The organism is Oscillibacter sp. 1-3 (assembly GCF_000403435.2).
GTDB lineage: Bacteria > Bacillota > Clostridia > Oscillospirales > Oscillospiraceae > Oscillibacter.
The window spans coordinates 233,571-258,709 of record NZ_KE159707.1; the positions used below are offsets into that span (position 1 = coordinate 233,571).

Below are 25,139 nucleotides of genomic sequence, written 5' to 3' on the forward strand. Positions count from 1 at the left end.
CTCAGTCCGCCTCCCTCTCGTAATAAGTCACCCGTTCCACACCGGGGATCTCCGCCACCATCTCCCGCGTCACGGTGGAAACCCGCTGGTCCGTCTCCAGCACCATCAGGGCAGCGCCGCCCCGGCGGTCCCGGCACAGGCTCATGTTGGCCACGTTCACCCGGAACTTGCTGAGCTCCCGGGCGATGGAGGCCAGGGTGCCGGGGATGTCGTGGTGGCGGACGATCAGGGTGTTGAAGTCGCCGGTGAAGTTCACATTCACGCCGTTGACCTGCTCCACCCGGATGCGCCCGCCGCCGGTGGAGGCCGCACGCAGCGCCAGCCGGTGTCCGTCCTCCGCCGTGATGTCCAGCACCGCCGTGTTAGGGTGGGCGCTGCGCAGCTGGACGGTGCGGAACGTGAACTCCAGCCCCCGCTCCGCCGCGACGGCAAAGCTCCGGGGCACGTCCAGGTCGTCCGGCGTCATGCCCAGGAGCCCCGCCACCAGGGCCCTGTCCGTGCCGTGGCCCCGGCCCGTCTCGGCGAAGGAGCCGTACAGGCCGATCTCCGCCCGGACAGGCGTACCGTCCAGCAGCGTCCGGGCCATCCGCCCGATGCGCACCGCCCCCGCCGTGTGAGAACTGGAGGGCCCCACCATCACCGGGCCCAGAATATCAAAAATATCCAACATCGCACATCTTCCTTTCCTTGCCGGCGCCGTTTTTTCAGCGTACCACACCGGCTTTGTTTTCACAAGTCCAGACCGTATTGGAAAGCGTCCGGCCGCGCATTTTGGGCCTTGTTTGGCAAATGCGCGGCGGCGAGAGTTTTCTCGCCGGACAGAGCAAAAGACTCGTGGGAATACTCTTTGTATTTCAAGAATTTTTACGCGGCACGGCGAAAAGATCCGCCGTCTGGGCCTTTTGACCTTTTTCAGACAAAGCCTGTTCTCTGCGCTCTCCGGCCGAAAAAAACGGGACGCCTTCCGGCATCCCGCTCGATATTCTCAGTCCAGCACCTGCACGGCGGCTCCCAGCACGCCGTCGCCGATGTAGACGCTGAGCGTGCCGTCGATCTCGCCCTCCCAGATGTGGTCGTAGTCCGGCAGGGCGGTCATCAGCCGCTGGCGCACGGTCTCCATCTCCGCAGGAGCGCCGCCGTTGGCCACCGCCAGATTGTACCGCTTATGTTCGCCGCAGGCCTTCACCGCCATGGCCACCAGCTTGTCCATCACCTGGCTGCGGCCCCGCACCTTGGCCACGGACTGCAGCTGCCCGTCGGGGGCGAAGGTGATGATGGGCTTGATCTGCAGCAGCGTCCCCGCCGTGGCGGTGACCTTGCCGATGCGCCCGCCCTTCATCAGGTACTCCAGGGTGTCCACCGAGAAGAAGGGATGGGACCCGGCAATCAGCTGAGGCACCCGCCGCTCCGTCAGCTCCTCCCACTCCATGCCGCCGCGGATGTCCTCCGCCAGCTGGAGGAGGGTCATCCCCATGCCAAGGGACCCGCTGAGGGAGTCGTACACCTTCACCGGCAGCATTCCCCGGCACTCCTCGCCGATCAGGCGCACCAGGTTGTAGGTGCCGGAGAGACCGCTGGAGAGCATCACGGCGATCACGCCGTCATACCCGTCCATGACGATCTGGCGCAGGGTCTTTTCGATGTCCTCCCCGGAGGGCAGCGAGGTTTGCGGCAGCTCGCCGGCGCGCAGGCGGGTGTAAATGTCCCCCCCGAAGATGTCCACGCCGTCGGAGTACTCCCCGTCGGCGCACAAAATCCGCAGCGGCACCCGGTAGATATGGTTCTCCTCCGCCAGACGGGGGGACAGGTCGGCGCAGGAGTCCGTCAGCAGGGCGATCTTTTGTGGAATCATAAGTCATCTCCAGTTTCAAGCAAAAAATGGTATTGCAACGATTATCGCACAAACGAATGGAAACTGCAAGAGGGAAAAGCGTGGTCCTTCTATAAAAAACGCTTCCGACGGTTTTGGCAGGTGCGCAGGCGCGGGCGGAGCTCCGGCCGGCGGAGAGCCTGGAAGAGCCGGCTTTGACGCTGGCGGGGCGGGCCCTGTCCTCCTCCGTTCTGGTACACGGCGGCGGCTTTGAGACAGGCGCCGACCTGGAGGCGGTTTTCCGGGCCTGCGGCTTTGAGGCGGAGGTCCCCTTTTACGAGTACGGCGGCCCGGACGGCAGCCCTCAGCTGACGCTGTGGTACAACGCGGCGGCGGAGACCGGGGTGGGCATCCGCTACCGGTATTCGGAGGACGGGGACCCGGTTTTGTACGGCTTCGGCTTTCAGGGACTCTCTTTGGCGGAGGGAGACTGCCGGTGGAAAGAGGACCTCACCGCGCCGCCGGAGGCGGTGCTCCAGGGGGTGGAGGATGTGGAGGAGGAGCGGACATATGACGAAGCGGGCCGCCTGACGGCGTTTTCCTCCTCCGGGCGGCTGGACGAGCCGGGACATGAGGAGGAGCGGGTCTGGATCTATTGCCTTGCGTGGACCTATGATGAGGGCGGCGTGCTCCGGCGCGGGAGCTTCGGACAAAATCCCATGCTGTTTGGGACCACCGGGTCCTCCCGGGAGTTCTTCTGTGACGAAGCGGGCCGGCTGTGCTATGAGCGGGCCTATATCACCCACGGCAGTCTGGACTGCTACTACATCTACGAGGGAGAGAACGCTGCTCCGGCCTATGGTCTCTCTCTGGACGACAACCTGGGGACCTGGTTTCCGGAGATGGCGCGCTATTTCTGAAAATGGAAATCCCTTTTCTTTTTCGGCGAAAAGGGGTATAATGGAAAAACAAAGGAGGGGATGCCCCGTGCTGAACTCGACGCTGTGCTACCTGGAGCGGGGGGACGAGTACCTGATGCTCCACCGGGTCAAAAAAAAGAACGACCTGAACCGCGACAAGTGGATCGGCGTGGGCGGCAAGTGCGAGGAGGGGGAGAGCCCCGAGGACTGCGTCCTCCGGGAGACCCGGGAGGAGACGGGGCTGACGCTGACGGACTTTCGCTACCGCGGGCTTGTGACCTTTGTCTCCGACCAGGCGCCAACGGAGTATATGCACCTCTTCACCGCCTCGGCGTGGACAGGCGCGCCCATCCCCTGCGGCGAGGGGGAGCTGGCCTGGATCAAAAAGGCGGCGCTCCGGTCCCTGCCCATGTGGGCGGGGGATCAGATTTTTTTGGACCTGCTGGAGGCGGGCGGGCCCTTTTTCTCGCTGAAACTGCAATACCAGGGGGAGAAGCTGTCCGGAGCATGGCTGAACGGACAGCCGTTGAAAACGTGAGGAGGCAATTTGCATGGCCGGAAAGATACTGCTGTTCGGATTTGAGGACCTGCCCGCCATCCTGGCGGTGAGCGCTGCGGCGGAGCCCTTCGGGGCGGAGGCGGTGCCCGTGGCCCGGGGGGACTACGGCCGGCCCATCGCCGCCCTGGCGGGGCTGGAGGGCGGCGCCGGGGTCCCCTATGCCGGCGGGCCTCTGGGGGGACGGATGATGGTGCTCTGCGGCCTGGAGGACCGCCTTGCGGCGCTGCTGCCGGTTCTGGCCCAGGCCGGGGCGGGGCCAGACTGCCTCAAGGCGGTGCTGACGGACCACAACCGGGGCTGGAACGCCCTGCGCCTGTTCGAGGAGCTCAGCCGGGAGCGGCGGGCCCTCTCGGGAAAGTGAGGCGGGGCCATGAAGCTGCTGGTGTCCGCATGCCTCCTGGGGACCTGCTGCCGGTACGACGGCGCGTCCAAGGCGCATCCCCTGGCAGAACGGCTGGCGGAGCGGCATACGCTGGTGCCCGTCTGCCCGGAGCAGCTGGGGGGACTGCCCACGCCCCGCCCCCCGGCGGAGCGGAGGGGGGACCGGGTGGTGACCGGAGATGGGGCCGACGTGACGGAGCAGTACCGCCGGGGCGCGGAGGAGGCCCTCCGCCTGTGCCGCATGCTGGGGTGCGGGGCCGCGGTGCTGAAAGAGCGCAGCCCCTCCTGCGGCCGCGGGGAAATCTATGACGGAACCTTTTCCGGGACTCTCGCCGCCGGGGACGGCGTGACGGCGGCACTGCTGGCGTCCCACGGCGTTCCGGTGTACGGAGAATCCCGCATTGAGGAGCTGCTGAAATGAAAGAGGGCGGCCTCTGTCATTTTTTACAATTTTCAGGGGATATTTTCTGCCCGGTTCGTTTGAAAACGGGCTTGTGCCGGGGAATGGTTTTCTGTATAATTGATAAAAATAATGAAGAGGAGGGGATACCATGCTGAAAGCGGTGAAAAGTGCGGCGGTGGTTTCTCTCCTTTCCATTTTTGGCGTTTCCCTTTTCTGACCGGCTTTGGAGCCGGTATTTTTTTGCACCAAAATCAGCGGAACAAATGAGAGGAGAGAATCTATGAAAGAGACCAACAGCACCGCCCCCATCCGGGACGCCCGCACGCTGGGCGTGCCCAGGATGCTGATCCTGGGCCTCCAGCACATGTTCGCCATGTTCGGCGCCACGGTTCTGGTGCCCATCCTGGTGAACTCCTACGGCCTGCCCCTGTCCATCCAGACCACCCTGTTTTTCGCCGGTATCGGCACGCTGTTCTTCCACGTCTGCACCCGGATGAAGGTCCCCGCCTTCCTGGGGTCCTCCTTCGCCTTCCTGGGCGGCTTTGCCGCCGTGGCGGGGCTGGACAGCGGCATCTACGCGGGGATGGACCCCGCCGGGAAGCTGCAGTACGCCTGCGGCGGCATCGTGGTGGCGGGCCTTTTGTACGTGGCGCTGGCCCTGATTATCAAGGCCGTGGGCGTCCACAAGGTGATGCACTACCTGCCCCCAGTGGTCACCGGGCCCATCATCATCCTCATCGGACTGAATCTGGCGCCCTCCGCCGTGAACAACGCCTCCACCTGCTGGTGGCTGGCCCTGGTAGCCATGGTCATCATAGTGGCGGCCAACATCTGGGGAAAGGGCATGATCAAGATCATCCCCATCCTGCTGGGCGTGGTGGGGTCCTACGTGGTGGCCCTGGCGGCCGGGAAGGTGGATTTCTCCGCCCTGGACATCAGCGGCCTCACCGGCGGCCTGACCCCCATTCTGGGCCTTCAGCCCTTCTTCACCGACTTCGGCGGCTCCATCGCCAAGTTTGACATCTCCTCCATCCTGGTGATGGCCCCCATCGCCCTGGCCGCCATGATGGAGCACATCGGCGATATGTCCGCCATCTCCGCCACCGTGGGGGAGAACTTCATCGAGGACCCGGGCCTGCACCGCACCCTCATCGGCGACGGCATCGCCACCTCCCTCTCCGCCATCTTCGGCGGCCCCGCCAACACCACCTACGGCGAGAACACCGGCGTGCTGGTCCTCTCCCGGGTGTATGACCCCCGGGTGATCCGCCTGGCGGCCGTCTATGCCTTGGTGCTGTCCTTCTCCCCCGCCTTCGCGGTGCTGGTGAACACCATGCCCGCGGCCATCGTGGGCGGCGTCAGCTTCATCCTCTACGGCATGATCTCCGCCATCGGCGTGCGGAACGTGGTGGAGAACCGGGTGGACTTCACCAACTCCCGGAACCTCATCATCGCCGCCGTGATTCTGGTGTGCGGTCTGGGCTTCACCGGCGGGCTGACCTTCACCGTGGGGGGCGTGTCCATCACCCTCACCAGTTTGGCCATCGCGGCCATCGCCGGCATCGCGCTCAACGCCGTTCTCCCCGGCAACGACTTCCAGTTCGGCCAGAGCGAGGGCGCGGACACCGCCGCCTCCCTGGGGCGGTATTGATCTCCCGCGCCGATTTCCGATACAGACAAAGCCGCCCCGGAGAGCGTGTCTCTCCGGGGCGGCCAACAGTCGGGCCGGCAGGGCCATTCCGTGACGCCCTGCCGCTCCTGCAGCCTCTGGATTCCCGCCTGCTGCAGCCAGCCCTGCAGCTTTTTGATGGGAAAGCCGGTGAAGGTATACGATTCTCCCCCCGGCGCCAAATTGTCACAGTGGCAATGCACAAAAGGAGTTTCCCCACGGTAAAGCCTCTTATCTCTGAGCGTTTCAGCTCAAATTCCCGATAGCTCCGGACTCTCCGGTCGGTCACATAGACTGTGGCATGCCAACATTGGCAGGAGTTCAGCACTCCCACAGGCTCCCGGCAGGAAAAAGTCCCCGGCCGATCAGCGCTTCCCCCGGGCTGAGCCGAATGTCTGCCATAAACAGTTACCTCCAGCGTATAAATAGGATCAAGCCGCTCCGTCCGCCGCGGCGCCATGATAAACTCCATGGCTTTGCGGGTATTCCGATGTTCAGACATCCGAAAAGTCCCCGGTCTTTCCCTCTGGCGGAGGCTCTTTGAACAATGGAAAAACGCCGTCTTGGCGGATCTCTTTCCGCCAAGACGGCGCCGCTTTTTTGAAATCCTTCAGGATTCCTGCGCCAAATCGCCATTCTGCCGATTTTCAGAAGCTGTACCAATCGCCCCTGTTATCATTTGATTATAATACACGTCCCCAGCCGCCGCAAGGGGGAGATTTCCCGACCTCTTGCCTGTTTACAGAGGAAGAAAAATGTGGTATCATCATAGCCGCGAACAAGATCGGGAGGCCGCCGGGCGCGGCGGCTCTTTTGAAGGAGGCGGAACCATGAGCCGTGCAACGGTGCTGGAATTGCTGCGGGACGGGGAGGGCGCGTTTCTCTCCGGCGAGGAGCTGAGCCGCCGGCTGGGCCTCAGCCGCGCCGCGGTATGGAAAGCGGTGGACGCCCTGCGCAGGGAGGGCTATGTCATCGAGGCCCGCACGGGCCTGGGGTACCGCCTGGCTGCCGTGCCGGACGCCATGACCGAGGCGGAAATCCGCAGCTTCCTGGGCAAAACTGCGGTGGTGGGCCGGGAGCTGCGGTGCTTCGATACGCTGGACTCCACCAACATCCGGGCCAAGCAGCTGGCCCAGGAGGGCGCGCCGGACGGCGCCGTGGTGACGGCGGACCTTCAGACCGCCGGACGGGGGCGGATGGACCGCTCCTTCCAGTCCCCCAGGGGCAAGGGCGTGTACCTGACGGCGCTGCTGCGGCCCCATCTCCCGCCGGAGCGGCTGCTGCCGGTGACGGCTATGGCAGGCGTTGCGGTGTGCGACGCGGTGGAGGAGCTCTGCGGCGTCCGCCCGGGGCTGAAGTGGCCCAACGACCCGGTGCTGGGGGGCAGGAAGCTCTGCGGCATTTTGACGGAGCTCTCCCTGGAGGGGGAGACGGGCCGGGTGCAGTACCTGGTGCTGGGCATCGGCGTCAACGTGGGGCAGACGGCGGAGGACTTCTCCCCGGAGGTGGCGGAGGTGGCGACCTCCCTCTCCATGGCCCTGGGGCGGAGCGTGTCCCGTCCGGCCCTGGCGGCGGCGGAGATCCGGGCGCTGGATAAGCTGTACGCCAGCCTGCTGGCGGGGGACCTGTCGGCGTATCTGGAGGCCTACCGGCGAGACTGCGTGAACCTGGGCAGAACCGTGCAGCTGATCTCGCCGGACGGCGCCCGGGAGACCGCCCAGGCCCTGGACATCAACCGTGAATTCAGCCTGGTGGTGCGGACTGAGGCGGGCGAGACGAAGACCGTCCGCTCCGGCGAGGTGTCCGTCCGGGGTATGTACGGATACACCGAGTGAGAATGGAGGCAATATTTTGAAACTTCTTTGGGAACTGTTTTGGACCTTTGCCAAAATGGGCGCCATCACCTTCGGCGGCGGCATGGCCATGCTGCCTATCCTACAGCGTGAGGTGGTGGAGAACAAGCGCTGGGCCACCGAGGAGGAGCTGACGGACTACTATGCCATCGGCCAGTGCACCCCCGGCATCATCGCGGTGAACACCGCCACGTTTATCGGCCAGAAGTGCGGCGGCACGGCGGGGGGCATCCTGGCCACTCTGGGGGTGGTATTTCCGTCCCTTGTCATCATCTCCATCCTGGCAGGCCTGATTACCAACTTTGCCCACCTGGCTTGGGTCAAAAACGCCTTTGCCGGCATTCAAGTGTGCGTGTGCGTGCTGATCTTCAACGCGGTGATTAAGCTGCTGAAAAAGTCCGTGGTGGATAAGCGCACAGCGGCCATTTTCCTGCTGGTGCTGGCGGGGGGACTGTTCCTGAACCTGTCCCCGGTGTGGTTCGTCGTCGCGGCGGCCCTGGCGGGCATCCTCCTGAAAAATCTGGAGGTGAGGAAATCATGATCGGCGTCTATCTGCGGCTCTACTGGGAGTTTTTCAAAACCGGCCTCTTCGCCGTGGGCGGGGGCATGGCCACGCTGCCCTTCCTCCAGAACATCGGCGAGACCACCGGCTGGTACACCTACGGCGACCTGATGAATATGCTGGCGGTGTCGGAGTCCACCCCCGGCCCTATCGGCATCAACATGGCCACCTACGTAGGCTTCTCCGTGGGGGGCGTCCCCGGGGCAGTCATCGCCACGCTGGGCGAGGTGACGCCCTCCATCATCGTGATCCTGATTGTGGCGGCCATCCTCCGCAGCTTCCGGGACAACGTGTACGTGGACTGGGCCTTTTACGGCCTGCGGCCCGCCTCCACCGGCCTCATCGGCGCCGCCTGCGCCTCCGTTGTGCTGGAGGTGCTGACAAACGTGGAGACCGCCGGCGGAGAGGGGAGCCTGGTGAAGACCTTCCGCCTGGGCGACGGCGGCCTGACGGCCCTGCTGAACTGGCGGGGACTGCTGCTGGCGGCGCTGCTGCTGGCGCTGACCAACTGGGTCAAGCCCACCAAAAAGCTGCACCCAATTGTGTTCATTGCCCTGTCCGCCGTTGTGGGCGTGGCGTTCGGCTTCGCGGGTACGTGAGAGGCGTTTATCTTAATTAGGCCTTGTTTGAAAAACGGCGGAATGCCCAGCGGCGAGAGATTTTTTCGCCAATCAAGGCAAATTTTTGCAGGCGGGCTGACGCCCGGCAAGAACATTTAACGCAGAGTGGCGGATCAAGATCCACCGTTTGGGCGTTTTGGCTTTTTTCAAACAGGGCTTAATAATAGTTACCGTATGAGGACCGCCCCTACGGCGGTCCTTTTTTCTTGCCCGGCGGAGGCTGGAAGCGGCGGGTTTCTCAAAAATTCGACAGCCGTACTTGACGGGAGGCGCAAAAACCGATATTATGTAGAATGTGAAACCGTCAATTACAGGAGGACTACCATGGCAATGAAACGCTGCCCCGTCTGCGGGGAGAGATATTCCGATACATACCGCTACTGTCCCTTCTGCGAGGAGGAGGACCTGGACCGGGAGGAGGAGGTCCGCCGCGCTCCGCCACGGAGCGGACGCCGCGTGGGTGTCGGCAGCGGCCGCCAGCCCAATCTGGTGACGCCCACCCTGGTGGTGCTGATTCTCTTTATGGCCGCCCTGCTGGTATACCTGCTGTGGGGAGACAAGATCGCCGACAAATTCGGCAAAGACAAGGAGCCGGACGACAAGCCCGGCGTGGAGGACCCCGTCACGCCCGCTCAGCCGGTGCAGAAGGACCCCGTGGCGCAGGACCCCGCCGTCACGGACCCGGACGAGCCCAACGGCGATATGCCTGACGAGCCAGTCATCACCACGCCCGGCGACACCAATACCACCACGCCCTCCAGCCCCACCGCCAGCTATGAGAGCGCCAGCGCCCTGCCCGGCGGCCTGACTTACACCAATATCAGGGATAACGACTTCACCCGCAAGATCTCCGAGGGAGTCTATCAGCTGAAGGTCTCCGGCGGCAGCGGCACCTATACCTGGATCAGCGAGGACCCGGGCATCGCCTCCGTGGACAGCAGCGGCAATGTGACTCCTATCTCCGCGGGCATCACCCACATTCTGGTTACTGACGGCAGCAAGAAGGTCATCTGCACCGTCCGGGTGACTGCGGGCAGCAGCACCCAGCCCGCGCCGCAGCCCTCCACGCCCACCACCACGCCCAGCAGCGGCGGTACCCTGAAAACCGGCGCTGCAACGGTCATCAACGGCGGCAACGGCGTGCGGGTCCGCTCCGGCCCCGGCACCAACTACGATATTCTGGCCACCGTGCCCAACGGCGGCTCTGTCCAAGTGGTGCAGAGCATGGGCAACGACTGGTACGAGATCACCTTCTCCAACGTGGGCGGCGTGACCACCACCGGCTACATGAAGGGTGAGTTCCTGTCCAACTGAATACGCGGAATATGAAAAGAGCGGCGGTCCCGGAAGGAACGGGGGCCGTAAAACAGTATTTTTGAAAAAAGCTGAAAACGTAGTGTTTTCAAGGGACGGCGTGGCTTCGGTCACGCCGTTTCCTCTTTCATCAGTTTATCCAGAGGGATAAATCCCAGGCCGTCATACTTGATGTGAATATTCTGCCGCCGCTTACCGCTGGACTTGTCCGGAGCCTCCACATAGATTGCTTGGACCAGCTCCCGGAGGGCGTAAGGGTCGAGCGTCTCAATAGACACATACTTCTGCGCCGTCTGAATGAACTTTTCAATATTCTCGCTCTGTCTCGCCTGTACCTCAATCTCCTGCCGCAGACTGACAACCTCGGCCTCAAGCTGCTTCTGCTCCGCCTCATAGCTTTGGCTCAACATATCAAACCGTTCATCACTCAGTCGCCCGCTGGCGTTGTCCTCGTAAATCTTGATGAACAGTCGCTTCAACTCGGCAATGCGCTTCTCATCCCGGTTGAGTTTCTTCCTGCTGGTCAAAATTTTCTCGGAACTTTCCAGCTTCATCTGCTGTTCCATGACCATACGGAAGTGGGCCTCGTACCGCAGAATGTAACCCGTCACCAGTTGGATATGCTTCAAAACCATGCGTTCCAGAACCTTGACACGGATGAAGTGCCCGCCGCATTTCTCTCGGTTCTTCTTGTGAAGGGAACAGTCGAAGAAATCCTGGGAGAAGTCACCATTGTTGGATGAGCCATACTGCATCTTAGAGCCGCAGTCGGCACAGTAGACCAGCCCGGAAAAGATACTGCTCCTGCCAGTGCGGGTCATGCGGTGCCTTTGCTGACGGATCACCTGGACCTTCTCAAACACATCGTCCTCAATGATGCGCTCGTGGGTGCCGGGGAAGATCGCCTGCTTTTCAATCGGGTTCTCCCTCTGCTTCTTGTCCCAAATTGAGTTGGAGTAGGTCTTGAAGTTGACAGTACAGCCCGTGTATTCCCGGCGTTCCAAGATTTTGACAACAGAGCTGTCGCCCCAGCCATAAGGATTTTCCGGGTCCGGATTCGGAGTGCTGCGGCCCTGCTGCTTCTTGTAGGCGGTCGGAGTCAATACCTTGTCGGTCCGAAGCTGATTGGCAATTTGCTGGGGGCCTCGCCCCTCCATGCACATCCGGAAAATGCGCCGTACTACCTGGGCAGCCTCCGGGTCAATCAGCCAGCGTCTTGGATTCTCCGGGTCCTTCACATAGCCATAGGGGACATTGACCGTCAGCGGCACACCTCGCTCACCTTTCGCTTTCTGAACGGCCCGGATTTTGCGGCTGGTATCTCTGGCGTAAAATTCGTTGAACCAGTTCTTGATTCCGGCAAAATCGTTGTTCACGCTGTTAGGGTCGATGGTGTCATAGTTGTCGTTGATGGCGATAAACCGGACGCCGTTCTGCGGGAAGGTAAAGTTGGTGTAGAGCCCGGTCAATGCGGAGTTCCGTCCCAGCCGGGAGAGGTCTTTCGTAATGGCGACAGCCACGTTGCCCGCTTCAATTTCCGCCAGCATTGCCTGAAATCCGGGGCGGTCATAGGTCACACCACTTACACCGTCATCCACGAAAAACACCGGGTTTGGAAAATGGTGGTCTTTAACATATTGGAGTAAGATGGCCTTTTGATTCTCAATCGACAAGGATTCCCCTGACCGCTCATCCTCCTGAGACAACCGGCAGTAGAGGGCGGTGATTTTATTCGTTGCTCCTAACATTTCTGTATCCTCCTTCAAGGGAGCAACTGTCAGTACAGGATTGGTTGACTTCATTATAGCAGAGGCAGGGGCGTTTGTCATTCAGAACCCTCCAGCTTTTCGGCAAAATTTTTGGTGGTAATGCGCTCCAACTTGTGCAGAAAGCTCTCGGTCCCCTCATAGCTACCCGTGACCGTATAGAGCGTTCCGGCGATGACCTCTGCGGCGGTTAGTTCAGGAATCCAATAGGCTGAAAGGTTTTTCACATGGATATGTCCGTTTTTATTGATTTTCAAAGCGTCATTGCTCATAGGCTCTCCTTTCAAATCTTCAAAATTGTTGTGAAATCAAAAGTGCATTTTGCACTTTTGATTTCATGGATACAAACGTGGAGTGCAAAATGCACTTGGCGTTAAAATCAGAATTGCAAAGTGCAAGTCTGATTGAAATTTTGGCGGTGACGTTGATGTGGCCCGGTGGTCGGCGGCATTCTGACGCAGACCAGAACGAAAAGTTTTCGTTCTGATTTCAAGATTGCAAAATGCAATCTTGAAATTGACTGTATCAGCATACGCAAAATCACAGGCGCATTTCGCCTTTGATTTCTCAGGGAGGTGGCGGACATTTTGACCGCCAATCAGAACGACATTTTGACGTTCTGATTCTGGTCAACGGCAAAATGTCGCAGACCAGACTGCGCCCAGCGCAGTTTGATTTGGTGAGCCGCAAAATGCGGTTTACCTACTGTGCTAACGTGGCGGAAAATTTTTCCGCCACGTTAAAAAGGATGATGTCAGCGGTCATGCTCTGTCTCCCGCCGTTTCTGCTGGGTCTGCTCCTGCTGGCGCAGAGCGGTGTCCACACAGCTTTTCACCTGCCGTAGCTTTTTCAGATCGTCACGTAGGTGCTTGTACCGCTCATACTCAGCGGGATAGTTCCGCTGTACCTCCGACAACTCCTGCCGCCACGCCTGGACGGGAATTTTATCCTCTGGGGAACGGTGCTTGTCCAGCTTCCGGCGGGCCATGTGGAATGTCCGCAGCTCGCCCTCATGCTCCAACTCGAATTTCTCCCGCTGGCCCTTCCACTTGATGGCTTTCCACTTGTCGTAGATGGGTTTGGTTTCCCGGTAGAGGTCAACCAAATGAAGCAAATCCGCTACCTCCTTCTTCCGGGCCAACATAGCTTTCAGAGAATCGTTGACGGCCTCCGTCTGCTCGTTACGGAGAGCGAGGCGGGCCTCCAAATCTTCCAGGGTAAGCAGATCATTCTCCGTCAGATAATTGACCACCTCGGCAAAACTTTTGAGATTTCCAATCCGGGCATTGCGGCTCCACGCTCCGGCATTCCTGGCGGCATAGTAGGCGTTCAGGAAGTCGGCAAGGGTTGGGGCCTGGGGCTGTCTCAATTCTTCTTTTATGGCTTTTATCCAATCCGTCAGGTCAGCGATTTTCTTCCGAAGATTGCTCAGCATTTTTCGGGCCGCTTTCACCCAGCGGTTCCAATCGCCCTTATCGGTGGAAATGCCTCTGGCCTCCATCTGGCGGACGGCCACGCCCTCATGAACAGTGGGCAATATGTCGAGACCCTGCAGCTCATAGGAGCGGTGGTCAATGCGGCACTCCAGACCCTTTTCCTCGAACTTGGCGTTGACCATAGCGGCCCACACCTCCCGCCAATGTTCCAGCGTTTCCGGGCTTCCCCAGTCGGTGGTGGGAACAGCGTCAAAGAGGGCCTTGCCGTCCTCGCCCATGATGCGGTTTCCGTTCCCGTCCAGACGGTAGACGCGCCTCTGCTTAAAGCCCCATTTGCCGCTTTCCTCGATAGGCCGGATAGGGCAGAGGACATGAAAGTGGGGATTGGGAATACCGCCGTCCTCCTTGTCCGGCTGGTGGATGGCAAAGTCGGCAATCATGCCCCGGCCCACAAGCTGCTCGGACACAAATTGCCTTGCGAGAGCGATGTTTTCCTCCAAAGAAAATTCGTTCTGCAAGGCAATGTCAAAGCTGTATGCAAGCTGGGCTTTCTTGCCGCGCTCGGCCTTCTCCACGGCGTTCCAGAGGGTAGCGCGGTCCTGGTACTCGGCGAGGACCTGGGGCGGCAGGAGAATGCCGGTACAGACCACGCCGCCCTTGTGGGTGTAGTCGCTGACCTCGCCGTAATACTCGCTATACAATTTCTCTCCAGCTCGGTAGGCCGCAGAAGCAACAACGGACTGTCCCTCGCTCCGCCGGACCTGGGTGACGTGGAGATGGAACAGGGCCAATTATCCGCCCTCCTGCTGGTCAATCATGCGTCTGACCAGAGCGGAAACTTCCGGCAGGGAAAAGATTTGCTCCGCCAGCTTTCGGAAAGCTGCTTGGCTCAGGCCGCGCACCTCCGGGGCAACGCTTTCCACGTCGGCCCCACGGACGATAAGCCTGTGGTTTCGCTTCTTCCGCTCGCCCTCGGTGTAGTAGTGGACACGGTTCTCCAATCGGCGCTGTCGGTGCTGGTACTGCTCCCGTTTGGCAATGGCCTCGTCCCGCTCTTTCTCCAACTGCTCTCGTGATTTTTTCATGCTGTTTGTCTCCTTCGATTCAGAATTTTGAACATAAAAAGACCGCTTACCGGGGGTGTCCGGTAAACGGTCAGGGGTACAGTGTTCGCTTTTGCCCCGTTGAAACGTGACAGACGCGAAGCGGGTGTCATGTTTCAGCGGGGGTGCAGGGATAGCCGCAAAGCGGCGCAAGGGGTGCAGCCCCTTGTACGGAGCGCAGCGACGCAAACGGCCCGGACTTTCAGAAGTCCGGGCCGCAGCCTCGCAGAGCGCACGATACATGGTCGCAGACCATGTATAGAAGTGCGCCGTTCCGGTCCCCCTACTGATAGCTTTCCAGATAATTCTTCAACATCTGCGCCACCTGTGCGCGGGTAGCCTGCCTCTGGGGGCCTAACCGCCCGTCTCCGTAGCCATTCAAAATGCCGTTCTCCACGGCCCAGCGCAGGGCTTCCAGAGCGTAGCCGCTGATTTCGCTCTCGTCGTTGAAATGCAGCTCCTTGTTGGTAGCTACGGGACTGCCGGAATACCGCCAGAGCATGACCGCCAACTGCTCACGGGTGATATTGTCATTGGGGCCGAACATACCGTTGCCGTAGCCGCCCACGATGCCGCACTCCGCAGCCCAGGTGATCGCCGTGGCATACCACGCGCTGGGGGCCACATCGGTAAAGGCGCTGCCACCCGTCACAGCGGGTTTGCCCTCCCTGTTGTAGAGAATCTGTGCAAGCTGGGCGCGGGACAGGTGATTGTCCGGCCCGAACAGGCCGTTGCCATAGCCGCCCATCAGACCATTCCGCAGAACATAGTCCACGGCCTCGTGATACCATGTCCCCACGCTCCGCAGGTCGGTGAAGCTGCGAGAGGGGCAGTCCGCGCCGCCATCACATGGCTTTTGCGTATCGTCCAGCAGGAGCGTGAAGGTGGCTTTTACGGTCACGGCCCTGCTGGGCATGGTGAAGGTGTACTTCCCGCCGCTCTGAGCTGTCAGCTTGACCTCATTCCCCCGGCTGTCGGTGACAGTCAGGGTGTCCAGCACATAGCCGATGTCCGGGGTTGCGGTTAGAGCGATGGTGCTGCCACTGGCGGCGTTGGTGCGATTGGAGGTCACTTTACCATGCTCTGGCTTCTCCACGGTGACAGCATAGGTGGTGCTGGTGCTCCAGCCGTTAGAGCCGGACGAACCGCCTGACGTGCCACCTGTGGATTCGTCCGTCAGGATGGCAGTTAATGTAACGTCTCCGTTGGGCATGACAAAATAGGTGCTGGCGCTCAAGTAATCCTCAATCGTTCCGCCGCTGGCCTCCCATCTAACAAATCGCTTTCCAGAGGGAATTGTTGCGCTGATTGAAATTCGTGTTCCAGCAGAGTAAGAGCCGCTGCCAGAACCGCTAGTAACGGTCAATGTGTGATGGGTAGGTTGTTCGGGGGTATCAGGTTTTGGGGGAGCAGTTAGGTCCTCTGTTTTAGCAGGAATATCTTCTGTGTTTCCACTGTTGTCCATGACCCTAAACGGCACCGCAGGTTCTTCCACGACGCAGGATGGAGTGAGGATAGTTTCGGAGGCTTGCAAATCAATTTCCGCAGTAAAGCGCTTTAGCGGCAGATCGTCCTCTGCGTTATGGAAAATGGACGTACAGGCAACCGTTTGTGCCACCGGGTCAGCGGAGGAAATTCTGACCTCCCCGCTGCCGCCGAACAAATGCGCCCGCAGCGTTTCTTCCTGACGGTCATAGTAGAAATATCCATAGGGCTTATACAAGGGAAATGAATCTGCGGTGGTGTTGACTGTCCCAACAGAATTTCCGGCATCGCCTTGAACCTCCAGAATCAAATCCCGCCCGGATATTTCCAATGTTGTAATTGGAAGGCCGTTTGCGGCTTCTGCAAGTTCATCCTCCGCAGCCAAAGCTATCATGCGGGTTTCGGTTTCCTGCGGAACCGTCCGATAGGAACCGCAGGAAGTCCCGTCCATAGAATAGACGCGGAACCGGTTGTCAAAATCCTGCTTCCTGTTTTTGTTTATCATGATACGCTGGCCATTAGTCAGGGTCAGGACATAATACTCATCCACCTTGTCCGTGGGATTTTCGTAGGAGCGAACGCGCACCCTGCTTGGGATATAAATATCATCCACCCCTGAGCAGTCATTGATATACTGGTCGCTTGTCCCCGTGATCACGTACAGATCATTCATCGGCCCGCCGTCCATCGCGTTTCTGCCGAGTCCGCCCACCAAAATGTCATTGATACTGCTGCCAACGAGATAGTCATTTCCGTCGCCGCCAAGCAAAACCACCTGCTCTATGAGATTTTTGTCTATAATTTCATCATCGCCGGAAGAACCGAAGCTGAAACGTATTTGCAAATGATCCTGATTGCTGATAATCTCACACTGCTTCAGAGCCAGTGAGAGGGCATCCAGCCATAGCGGAGTTTTGACAAAATTCAATGCGTTTTCTATAAAAGCTAACCCATCTACCCTTGTCATTTCAAACTGACGGACTTCAGGCAGTGTTTGACGATATGGCGTACTCTGCGTCAGCCAAAACCTCCCAGAGGAGCGATCATATTCCAGCATGGAACAGAGGTCGTGACAGCTGTTTTTGCCTACCGCCCCGGTGGTTGCGGTGAGAGCAGGCGCGTGGATTTGAACCGGAAGCCTGTCCGCGTTGGGGTAAGCAACCGCTTCATTAAATGTGGCTGTCCCCAAAGAGAACTGAAAAGCGTTGTTTTTACTTTCCGTCACATGATTAGTAAAATTCCAGTCGCCTGCACTATGGAAATGCTTGTAAATCTCCTCTCCACCGGCGAAATAGGCGTCCTCCATAATGAGGCCGTTGGCCCCGTTGAACAGCTCCGCCCGCTCTCCGGTCAGCAGCGAGATATAGCAGGCTATCGCGCCGCCCAGGGAGTGCCCCGTCAGCAGAATCTGCCGTCCGTCCCCGATGCTTCTCTTGTAAAAATCCACCGCGTCCGAAAATTGTTCCGGCAGCTTGTTCAGCACCGCAAATTCAATATCCGCCCAAATATCCTTGGGTGATTCCGTTCCCCGGAACGCAATGATTCTCTGATTCCGCTCCGCGTTGTCCAGCGCGACGGCGAAAAGCCCGGACGGTTCGGAAACAACGTTGACAATCTTCCAAGCACCCAGCACATCTTTATAGAAATCGGACAGTGGCGCATCCCAAACCGCCCAATTCCAAAGGGTTCGATCCGGTCCAATTGCGGCATCGGCAAAGGTTTCGACGGTGGCCCCGAAGCCGTAGCGGATCAGCTCATCCTCATAGGAAAGCTGGCAGGCCGCAATGGCGCACATCAAATCATCATAGCCCTCTTTTACGGCAACACTGCATACCGCCTGTACATTGGGATAATCAACCAGAGCCGCCGTGATTTCCACCCGGCCCAGCTTGTGCGCGGTCAGTGTATTGTCGGAGACGGAAACGACCTCTGGGTCGCTGCTGGTGAGGGTGTACCGCGCTCCGGCCGGGATGGTGGTTACTGTAACCGCTTCTGTCTCGCCAATAGAAAGGTCAAGGGTTTCGGGAGAAATAAAAATCTGCGGTGTATCGGGTGGAGGCGCATCTACAATTTGGAGCTTTGTTTCCTTCCAGTCCAGTAGTTCGCTGGCATCCCTATTGATAGCAATAACGTAAATAGAACTATTGGGCTCGAATGCCATGCCAGGGATAATATCTGTTGCCGGTAACTCGGTGTACCTATCTCTGCTCTGAATTAAAAACACCCGTCCAGGCTCTCCGTCTCCCCAGTCTGTTTCAATAGACACATCAGCTGTTTCTGTGGAGCCATACTCAAATTTTTGGGGTTGGCCCAACAAATCAGAGGTTATGCCATCTCGAATCAGGGAAACAGACCGAATAGAAACCTTTTGCTCAGGAGGCGGCTCATCTGGATCGTCCAAAAGGACGTACGGAATGTTTTCGTTCTCCGCAAATTGGTGCGCATAGGAATCTTTGTAACAATGTATCGTCAGTTTTTTGCAGTTCTCAAATGTACTTGCATCCATGTCTGTTACACTTTTGGGGATTGTGATACGTTCTAATCTGGTGCAATTTCTGAACGCATAAACGCTTAATGTAGTGACACCCTCTGGAATGATAATGCTTTGCAGATTGGAACAATTAGAAAATGCGTTCTGGGAAATTAGGGTGACGCTATCAGGGATGTTAATACTTTTTAGGCTTGTGCAATCCTGAAAGGTGCTAAACCCGACTTCCGTTATTCCTTCCGGGAGTACAACTTGAGTCAGATTTGAAGCACCAGAAAATGCGCGCCAGGAAATGTCAGAAACACTGCCTGGTACAGTAAACGTACTCTCGGACTTTCCGGCGGGATAGCTGATTAGGATGGTTCTTTCTTTGTTATACAAGATGCCGTCAACCGCCATATAGGCTGGATTATTGGCATCTACACGAATTTCGGTCATACTTGTACAATTGCTGAACGGAGAATGGCTGATGTCATCCGCTATCCATCCATCATTATTGATAAAAAAAGTCGTAACACTGTCTGGAATACTGATACTAGGCAGACTTGTGCAATCCGAAAATGCGCGTTCACCGATAGCAGTTACACTGTCTGGTATGTTTACACTTTTCAAATTTGAACACCCAGCAAATGCGAGTTGGCTAATGGTGGTTATTCCATTTGGAATCGCAATGTGTTCCAAAGCTGTACAATCTGAAAAGATACCGGATGCAAGAGTTATCAAATTTTGGGGGATATTTACCACATATAACTGAGAACAGTCACTGAATGCGCCGTCTCCGATTGTTGTAACACTATCCGCAACATCGGCACGAATTAAGTTTTTACACTGCAAAAAGGCCTGCGATCCAATATGAGTTACACCATCTGGAATTTTTATGCGGGATATACTACTACAACTCCAAAACGCCAGATTTCCAATGTTGACTAAACTGGTGGGCATGGTTACATCCTGAATACTTTCACAGGCGCAAAATGCGTACTTTCCAATGCTGGTTACACCGTCCTCAATTACGAGGTGCTTAATATCCTTGTGGTGCGAGAACCACGGGCTGGTTATGTGATAATACCATATACCATCAACCCAAATTTCATCGTCGCCATATTCACTGGGAATATCATTTTTATGATAATGCTCTGCGCTATAATTACTCATTTTCCCGGTTCCCGTGATACGCAGAGTACCACCGCTATCCAGTGTCCAGGTCAAGTTAGCGCCACAAGTCCCGGACGCTATCTCATCTGCCGCAAACGCCGTCCCCGGCAACAACGTCAACACCATGCACAGACACAACGTTAGTGATAGAACCCTTTTTCTCATATTTGCCACCATTCCTTTCCTGACTGTAAAGTGTACGTTCCTGTAAAGGGATTTGGACTCTTAAAAATTCTTGTCAAAGTATTGAAACTATGCGATTTATATGGTATTCTTACTTTATCTAAAAAGCAAGGCCGATTTACAAAAAAGTACACATTCTTGTAAAAAAGCCCCCTTACAACAACTTGGCCTTTTCGTAAATCTCTGCCCGGTAGCGGAAAGTGGACAGCGGCATCCCACACTCCCTTGCTGCCGCTGTGCCGGTGATCGCTCCGGCTTTCCACCGCTGGTAGGCACTGTGATAGTTCTCCGGCAAGGGCCTGGGCGGTCTGCCAAACCTCACACCCCTGGCCTTTGCCGCCGCAATGCCCTCCGCCTGCCGCTGGCGGATGTTGGTGCGCTCGTTCTCCGCCACGAAGGACAGCACTTGCAGGACAATATCGCTGAGGAAGGTCCCCATCAGGTCCTTGCCCCTGCGGGTGTCCAACAGCGGCATATCCAGCACCACAATGTCGATTTTCTTCTCCTTAGTAAGAATCCGCCACTGTTCCAGAATCTCGCCGTAGTTGCGTCCCAGTCGGTCGATGCTCTTGATGTAGAGCAAATCGTCCGGCTTCAGTTTTCGGATCAGCTTCTTATACTGAGGCCGGTTGAAGTCCTTGCCGGACTGCTTGTCCATGAAGATGTTCCCCTCCGGAACAGCCATTTCCCGCAGAGCGATGAACTGCCGGTCCTCGTTCTGATCGCGGGTACTCACCCGGATATAGCCGTATGTATTAGGAATGGTTATCGTACCTCCCTCCGGCGCTGCCAGACAATATCATATCCCAGCGCGTCAGCCAGCTCCACGGCCTCCCGGTAGCGCAGGGAATCCCGGCGCAGCTTGCCGGACAGGTTGGGGACGCTGGCGCTCCACCCGTACTGCTCGGCCAGCTTCTCCACAAGGTCGGCCATGGTCATGCCCTCCCGGACAATGTACGACTTGATTTGGTTTCTGGTGTCCATGTTCATCCTCCTTCAAATTGAAATATTTTGGTGTTCGCCCGTCAGCGTATCTCATTCCCACAACAGCGGATTTGGTGCGCAGACGGGTGCGATTGATTGATGTGCGTCCATCCGACAGAGCCGCTGCCCATGAAGCCCTGTCCACAGGGACGCACTTTGCATTTCACGGTTTGGCGTGACTTCATGCTGAACCGTGAAAAACCAAACAGGGCGGCGTACTGTGTTTGCCGTTGGGCGCGTCGCTGTTTCGTATGGATTGCAGTACAAAAAGTTTCGTTTGTTCGCTGTTTTCACATGGATTGAAAGCAAACCTTGATTTCAAGGCTGATTCTTCTGCCGTTCTCCCCGAAAGCCGTTCCTGCCCCCATTTGCGGCGGCGTGCGGTCCCCTCTGGTGCGCTCGTGCCTTGCGGCAGTCGCGGCGCACTTCGCCGGGGGACATATCCCATTCGGACGGTCATGCACTTGTCAATTTTCACGTCTCTACCAGACACTTAAAATTATAGCGGTTTTATGTCCCTTTTCCCGTATATCCAAGAGGTAGGAAATCGGCCCCGAAACGGACAAATTTCCGCACTCTTGGAAATGCCGTCTTTCTTCGACAGAATATTACTGGAAACTGTTGTAAAATGACGAAAGAGACGGTATAATTGCAGAGGAGGGAATGATATGGATGACGCTAAGCAGAGCATGCACGAGCGTTTTTGGGAATTGCGGAAGGATTGGAAGCTGACGCTGGAACAGCTTGAGAAGCAGACCGGCATTTCAAAATCCGCGCTGGGCAGCTATGAAGCAGAAGGCACAAAAGACATCAGCCACTGGGCTGTTGTCAGACTGGCGGAGTTCTATGGTGTGACTACGGACTACCTGCTGGGCTTGTCAGTTATGAAAAATCACCCAAACGCAGATTTGAATGATCTGCGTTTGAGTGATGAAATGATCGAGCTATTAAAAAGCGGCAGGATTAACAACCGGCTGCTTTGTGAGCTTGCCGCCCACGGTGACTTCCGGCGGTTTATGCTTGACCTGGAAATATATGTTGACCGGATTGCCAGCATGCACATCCGCAATAACAACACCGCTCTCAAAACCGAGCGCAAAGTATTGATGGAACGTGCGGGCCTGGATGACAATGATTTGAATATGCGCACGCTGGAGTTGGTCCAGATAGATGAGGATGATTACTTCGCTCATGTGATTTTTGAGGATCTGCGGCCCATCATTCGGGATATTCGAGAGGCGCACAAATCCGATGCCACTACCGCTGACGCTGATACGGAGTCACCGGCAGAGAAAGCAGTACGTCAACTGGAAGCGGCTCTCAACTGTGAAGGGAGTAAGGAGGAAAAAATAGTAAGAGCACTCCTGTCGCAGCTTGAGATTGACTATGATTCATTGACGAAAGAAGAATTTGTGACTTTGATAGGAATTCTGAACAAGTCCGAGCACATGAAGAAGCATATCAGCAGGCGGGGCAAGGTTCCTGCCCCGCAGAGGCGGAAGCGAAAAAAGAGGTAAACAGGCGGCCTAAATGTAAAAAGAGGGCGGAGAATGGATGAATTCCCATTCTCTGCCCTCTTTTTGTTCGCCCAATCCTGCCTGACAGATGCCGTGAATGTAATTTTCTCAGATTACTGTTTTACGGACACCTACCTAAGGGGCCGCCGCTCTTTTTTGTTCTCTCTGCGGCGCGCGTCCCGCCGCCCACAACACTTACTAACAGGCTGACCAAATGGGTGACTGCTTTCGCCGCAGCCTGGACTGCCCGTTTTGTAATTGTGGCCGCTGACTTTGCCGCCTTCTTTGTATTGGCCAGTATTTGGCGTTTCATATTCTGCTGTGCCGCCTGTTTCGCTGTGGTAGCCGGGGAAACTCCGGACTTCGAATACCTCGAAAGTATGGGTGTTGCAGCTTTCCTCTGCCTATGTCCAGGCTGAATTGCACTGCGGGTTTTGGGTATTCCAGTTGGGCGGACCCCCTGTGCCTTTGAGCGCTTTGTCCGTGGCAAAGGGAGGCTTCGGCGCCGTCGCTGACAATTGGTCCCGGCGTTCTGAGAACCCGCAGTAGAATATTGTTTTATGTCCGCGGTTTTGTACTGCCGTGTTCCATCCATGCGCAGTACCGTTTCTGATTTTATAAAAGGACTGTCCGCGCTTTTTCTCCTCGCTGTGGTCTCCACAGGAGAAGTGACCACAGGATCATTGGCAATACGCTTTTTCAGCTGGCTGGCGGCAGAACGCTTTTTCAGACCATGCGATACCGTACGATTACAGGAAACCGCGGAGGATACCTGGGGCATCTCCGGCGGATCGAGTGAAGGACTCCTTTAGATTCAATCACATCTGCCGGTCCTGGCCGCGGCGGATTCAACTGCCGCTTGTTTTCAATTTTGGTTGGGCCAACTGCCCTTTGATGACAGCCGGAATAGCGGCGGCCATCTCATCCGCGGCCCACTCCGCCGTACGCTCCACCTGTCCAGTGGCGTATCCGGTTTCCGATTCCTGCTCACCGCGGCTCTGAGCACGTCTTTTGAGATATGCACGCTTCATTATGCGGCCTGCGTATTTAGCCGGTGTACGAGGGCCGCAGTTCTTTGGTACACGGCCCGCCTCCTTTTTCTTAATTCTTGGCATTGGAATATCCTCCTGAAAGAATTTCACAAACTAAAATAAGCAAAAGAGAACACCGTGCAATTGCACGGTGTTCTCTCTCCCTTGTTTAAGAAAAATATTGTTCTTGCAATAAAGCTGTCAACACCAGAAGCATGAGTAAAATAGAACTGGATTATTGGTTCTCCTGGATAACCGGCTTTTCATACGTCACATGAAATTCGCCATTCCGAAATACAAATACAGGCTCCTGAAACACGGGAGTCCCCGTATACTCCTTCATAAGATTTCGATAGGCGTCCCCGATCTGCTTATCCCAGGTTCCATCTTGATTCATTTTCTCTATCATCTGTGTGATTTCATCAGTGCTTCCCTGCCAATGTCCATTCACATACGAAATATCATCAATACCAAAACCAAAACGGTACTGTAAATTTCTGTTCATTTCGCTCCTGCGATATGCCGCCAAATACTGTCCCATTTTTTTCGTATAGCTCTCCGGGATATTTGCGATTCCATAGTTCCCCATATCCCCGGCAGATAGATGATCTGCCCGCCACGGCGTGAAACTGAGGTCCGGCTGTCTGTGGAAATAAAGCGCGTAAATCGTGGTCTTAAGCGGGTTGAACACATAGCCCTCCCCAGGATTTCTATTGATAACACTCTCGATCAGCCGGTTTTCTTCCTCTGTCCCACCCTTCACAGAGAAACTGAAGTTTTCCGTATTGAGATAAAACTGATATTCCCGATCAATATCCAGGCTGAACCCCGCCCGATCAAACTCTTCCCGTATCTCGTTTTCGACAGAACTCATTCCCTCGTTAAAGTTCTGCCAGTGACCCCTTTCATAATTTGCGGCATCTGGAAATAGAAAGCGCTCCTCCTCTGTCAGCCTTTGTGTTTTGACGAACTTTCTTGAGAGAAAAGTATTTTCAAAATCGTTGCACAAGTTAAAAATTTCCTCTGTCGAGCCATACCGCAGTATATGTTTGAACTCGTTCACATATCCGGTATAGTCCGACGGCATGTCATAAAATCCGTTGAGTTTACGGTTGGGATGTTCTGCGTTCCATTTCACAAGTCTCGCATTATGCTCCGCGTTGCTGATCCACGTGTGCTTAGCATAATCCTCTAGCAATCCATCGTTGGATAGGAGGTACTCCTTCATCAATTGCACCCTAACCGGGTTTCTCCGGTCAAAATTCCCTCCGGGTTTTTTCAACACTCTTTCAGCATAATTCTTATCCTGTTTCAGCAGTTCATACAGCCGATTAAATTCATCACTGTACACCCTTGTCTGTGCAGAGGCTTTGGTATCAGGCCCCGCCTGTGTTTTTGCAGAATGAATTTGCTGAAAAATTCCGTTCAATTTGGAATAGACAGAAGTTAGCAGCTCACAATTCCTGCGTTCTTCATCGCTGGAATAATTTCCGGACTCTATCGCGTGGTCACACTGCTGCCCGCACTTCTGGAGAAACAGCATAAAGTCCGTGGTCTCATTACCGTGCGGCCAGGAAATAGCCTGCTCATGGGCCGGCATTGTACCGCCATAGGCGGCGCTGTACTCCTGCCCTGTCAATATGCCGCTGCTACGCAGTTGTGCCAATAATTTTGTATATGCATTGCGGCTCATACTCTGTACGTCATACTCCGGAGCCAGCTTTGCAGCCATCTCCGCCGTAAATGGGAGGCTTTTTTCCTCCACCTGGTCATACATGGCGCCGCTGGAGGAAAATTGGTCTACCTTCGCTTTGGAGGCCTCCGTTTTGATGCACTTGGGCGTTTTTCCGGGCTGCAAACCAATGTATGGCTGGCCAGATATACCTTGGATACCACTCAT

General features: G+C 56.7%; 22 protein-coding genes. 11 read left to right on the forward strand and 11 right to left on the reverse strand.

The genetic code is table 11. From position 1 onward, the window contains the following. Position 1: 1 nt before the first annotated feature. Both sdaAB and C816_RS07520 read right to left on the reverse strand, forming a co-directional pair. Positions 2-670 (reverse strand): L-serine ammonia-lyase, iron-sulfur-dependent subunit beta, encoded by a 669-nt coding sequence (gene sdaAB, locus C816_RS07515; protein ID WP_016321794.1) that lies wholly within the window; start codon positions 668-670, stop codon positions 2-4. A gap of 315 nt (positions 671-985) precedes the next feature. Continuing rightward, positions 986-1,852, reverse strand: a complete 867-nt coding sequence (locus C816_RS07520; RefSeq protein ID WP_016321795.1) for a DegV family protein — start codon at positions 1,850-1,852, stop codon at positions 986-988. A gap of 113 nt (positions 1,853-1,965) precedes the next feature. Here C816_RS07520 and C816_RS07525 point away from each other — a divergent pair, with 113 nt between their 5' ends. From C816_RS07525 to C816_RS25435, 10 genes are all read left to right on the forward strand, one after another. Further along, the gene (locus tag C816_RS07525) at positions 1,966-2,730 is read left to right on the forward strand and encodes a hypothetical protein (RefSeq protein WP_016321796.1); all 765 of its coding nucleotides are present in this window, start codon (positions 1,966-1,968) and stop codon (positions 2,728-2,730) included. 67 nt (positions 2,731-2,797) lie between these two features. Next, entirely contained in the window at positions 2,798-3,268 is a 471-nt protein-coding gene (locus C816_RS07530) for an NUDIX hydrolase (RefSeq protein ID WP_016321797.1), read from the forward strand. 13 nt (positions 3,269-3,281) lie between these two features. Beyond that, positions 3,282-3,650, forward strand: a complete 369-nt coding sequence (locus tag C816_RS07535) for a DUF3783 domain-containing protein (protein WP_016321798.1) — start codon at positions 3,282-3,284, stop codon at positions 3,648-3,650. A 9-nt stretch (positions 3,651-3,659) separates the two neighbouring features. After that, positions 3,660-4,091, forward strand: a complete 432-nt coding sequence (locus C816_RS07540; RefSeq protein ID WP_016321799.1) for a 2-thiouracil desulfurase family protein — start codon at positions 3,660-3,662, stop codon at positions 4,089-4,091. Positions 4,092-4,353: 262 nt separating this feature from the next. Beyond that, positions 4,354-5,724, forward strand: a complete 1,371-nt coding sequence (locus C816_RS07545; protein ID WP_016321801.1) for a uracil-xanthine permease family protein — start codon at positions 4,354-4,356, stop codon at positions 5,722-5,724. 558 nt (positions 5,725-6,282) lie between these two features. Then, positions 6,283-6,576: a hypothetical protein gene (locus C816_RS23560; RefSeq protein WP_155978949.1), complete on the forward strand. Its 294-nt coding sequence runs from the start codon at positions 6,283-6,285 to the stop codon at positions 6,574-6,576. Next, entirely contained in the window at positions 6,573-7,577 is a 1,005-nt protein-coding gene (locus C816_RS07550; protein ID WP_016321803.1) for a biotin--[acetyl-CoA-carboxylase] ligase, read from the forward strand. Before C816_RS23560 ends, C816_RS07550 begins: the two co-directional genes overlap by 4 nt. Positions 7,578-7,593: 16 nt before the next feature. Then, a complete protein-coding gene (locus C816_RS07555; RefSeq protein WP_016321804.1) occupies positions 7,594-8,136 on the forward strand; it encodes a chromate transporter in 543 nt (180 codons plus the stop codon). Continuing rightward, the gene (locus C816_RS07560) at positions 8,133-8,756 is read left to right on the forward strand and encodes a chromate transporter (protein WP_016321805.1); all 624 of its coding nucleotides are present in this window, start codon (positions 8,133-8,135) and stop codon (positions 8,754-8,756) included. Before C816_RS07555 ends, C816_RS07560 begins: the two co-directional genes overlap by 4 nt. Before the next feature lie 345 nt (positions 8,757-9,101). Beyond that, the gene (locus tag C816_RS25435) at positions 9,102-10,091 is read left to right on the forward strand and encodes an SH3 domain-containing protein (protein WP_016321806.1); all 990 of its coding nucleotides are present in this window, start codon (positions 9,102-9,104) and stop codon (positions 10,089-10,091) included. A 110-nt stretch (positions 10,092-10,201) separates the two neighbouring features. Here the strand turns inward: C816_RS25435 and C816_RS07570 are convergent, their stop codons facing one another. The 7 genes from C816_RS07570 to C816_RS07600 all read right to left on the reverse strand — a co-directional run bounded on the left by C816_RS07570 (position 10,202) and on the right by C816_RS07600 (position 20,697). Then, positions 10,202-11,839: a recombinase family protein gene (locus C816_RS07570; RefSeq protein WP_040655112.1), complete on the reverse strand. Its 1,638-nt coding sequence runs from the start codon at positions 11,837-11,839 to the stop codon at positions 10,202-10,204. Between the two features lie 77 nt (positions 11,840-11,916). Then, entirely contained in the window at positions 11,917-12,129 is a 213-nt protein-coding gene (locus C816_RS07575; RefSeq protein ID WP_016321808.1) for a hypothetical protein, read from the reverse strand. 482 nt (positions 12,130-12,611) lie between these two features. After that, on the reverse strand, positions 12,612-14,084 hold the full coding sequence (gene mobQ / locus C816_RS07580) for a MobQ family relaxase (RefSeq protein WP_016321809.1): 1,473 nt from the start codon (positions 14,082-14,084) through the stop codon (positions 12,612-12,614). Further along, positions 14,085-14,378 (reverse strand): DUF3847 domain-containing protein, encoded by a 294-nt coding sequence (locus tag C816_RS24225; protein ID WP_016321810.1) that lies wholly within the window; start codon positions 14,376-14,378, stop codon positions 14,085-14,087. A gap of 301 nt (positions 14,379-14,679) precedes the next feature. After that, a complete protein-coding gene (locus C816_RS21715; RefSeq protein WP_207636906.1) occupies positions 14,680-19,578 on the reverse strand; it encodes a leucine-rich repeat protein in 4,899 nt (1,632 codons plus the stop codon). 283 nt (positions 19,579-19,861) lie between these two features. Then, entirely contained in the window at positions 19,862-20,470 is a 609-nt protein-coding gene (locus C816_RS07595; RefSeq protein WP_040655114.1) for a recombinase family protein, read from the reverse strand. A gap of 2 nt (positions 20,471-20,472) precedes the next feature. Then, the gene (locus tag C816_RS07600; protein WP_040655116.1) at positions 20,473-20,697 is read right to left on the reverse strand and encodes a hypothetical protein; all 225 of its coding nucleotides are present in this window, start codon (positions 20,695-20,697) and stop codon (positions 20,473-20,475) included. Positions 20,698-21,359: 662 nt separating this feature from the next. On the opposite strand from C816_RS07600, the gene C816_RS07605 reads away from it, so the two are divergent. Further along, a complete protein-coding gene (locus C816_RS07605) occupies positions 21,360-22,208 on the forward strand; it encodes a helix-turn-helix domain-containing protein (protein WP_016321814.1) in 849 nt (282 codons plus the stop codon). Positions 22,209-23,056: 848 nt separating this feature from the next. Here the strand turns inward: C816_RS07605 and C816_RS07610 are convergent. Both C816_RS07610 and C816_RS07615 read right to left on the reverse strand, forming a co-directional pair. Further along, positions 23,057-23,323, reverse strand: coding sequence for a hypothetical protein (locus C816_RS07610; protein WP_016321815.1), 267 nt, complete (start codon positions 23,321-23,323; stop codon positions 23,057-23,059). Between the two features lie 151 nt (positions 23,324-23,474). Further along, complete coding sequence (locus C816_RS07615; protein WP_016321816.1) at positions 23,475-25,139, reverse strand: hypothetical protein; 1,665 nt, start codon at positions 25,137-25,139, stop codon at positions 23,475-23,477.

Bases quoted from the DNA above. Each gene is read 5' to 3' on its own strand.
- C816_RS07570 (WP_040655112.1), bottom strand. From the start codon at position 11,839: ATGTTAGGAGCAACGAATAAAATCACCGCCCTCTACTGCCGGTTGTCT.
- C816_RS07615 (WP_016321816.1), bottom strand. From the start codon at position 25,139: ATGAGTGGTATCCAAGGTATATCTGGCCAGCCATACATTGGTTTGCAG.
- C816_RS07600 (WP_040655116.1), bottom strand. From the start codon at position 20,697: ATGAACATGGACACCAGAAACCAAATCAAGTCGTACATTGTCCGGGAG.
- C816_RS25435 (WP_016321806.1), top strand. From the start codon at position 9,102: ATGGCAATGAAACGCTGCCCCGTCTGCGGGGAGAGATATTCCGATACA.
- C816_RS24225 (WP_016321810.1), bottom strand. From the start codon at position 14,378: ATGAAAAAATCACGAGAGCAGTTGGAGAAAGAGCGGGACGAGGCCATT.
- C816_RS07560 (WP_016321805.1), top strand. From the start codon at position 8,133: ATGATCGGCGTCTATCTGCGGCTCTACTGGGAGTTTTTCAAAACCGGC.
- C816_RS07575 (WP_016321808.1), bottom strand. From the start codon at position 12,129: ATGAGCAATGACGCTTTGAAAATCAATAAAAACGGACATATCCATGTG.
- C816_RS07520 (WP_016321795.1), bottom strand. From the start codon at position 1,852: ATGATTCCACAAAAGATCGCCCTGCTGACGGACTCCTGCGCCGACCTG.
- C816_RS07550 (WP_016321803.1), top strand. From the start codon at position 6,573: ATGAGCCGTGCAACGGTGCTGGAATTGCTGCGGGACGGGGAGGGCGCG.
- C816_RS07540 (WP_016321799.1), top strand. From the start codon at position 3,660: ATGAAGCTGCTGGTGTCCGCATGCCTCCTGGGGACCTGCTGCCGGTAC.
- C816_RS07605 (WP_016321814.1), top strand. From the start codon at position 21,360: ATGGATGACGCTAAGCAGAGCATGCACGAGCGTTTTTGGGAATTGCGG.
- C816_RS07610 (WP_016321815.1), bottom strand. From the start codon at position 23,323: ATGCCAAGAATTAAGAAAAAGGAGGCGGGCCGTGTACCAAAGAACTGC.
- C816_RS07535 (WP_016321798.1), top strand. From the start codon at position 3,282: ATGGCCGGAAAGATACTGCTGTTCGGATTTGAGGACCTGCCCGCCATC.
- sdaAB (WP_016321794.1), bottom strand. From the start codon at position 670: ATGTTGGATATTTTTGATATTCTGGGCCCGGTGATGGTGGGGCCCTCC.
- C816_RS07545 (WP_016321801.1), top strand. From the start codon at position 4,354: ATGAAAGAGACCAACAGCACCGCCCCCATCCGGGACGCCCGCACGCTG.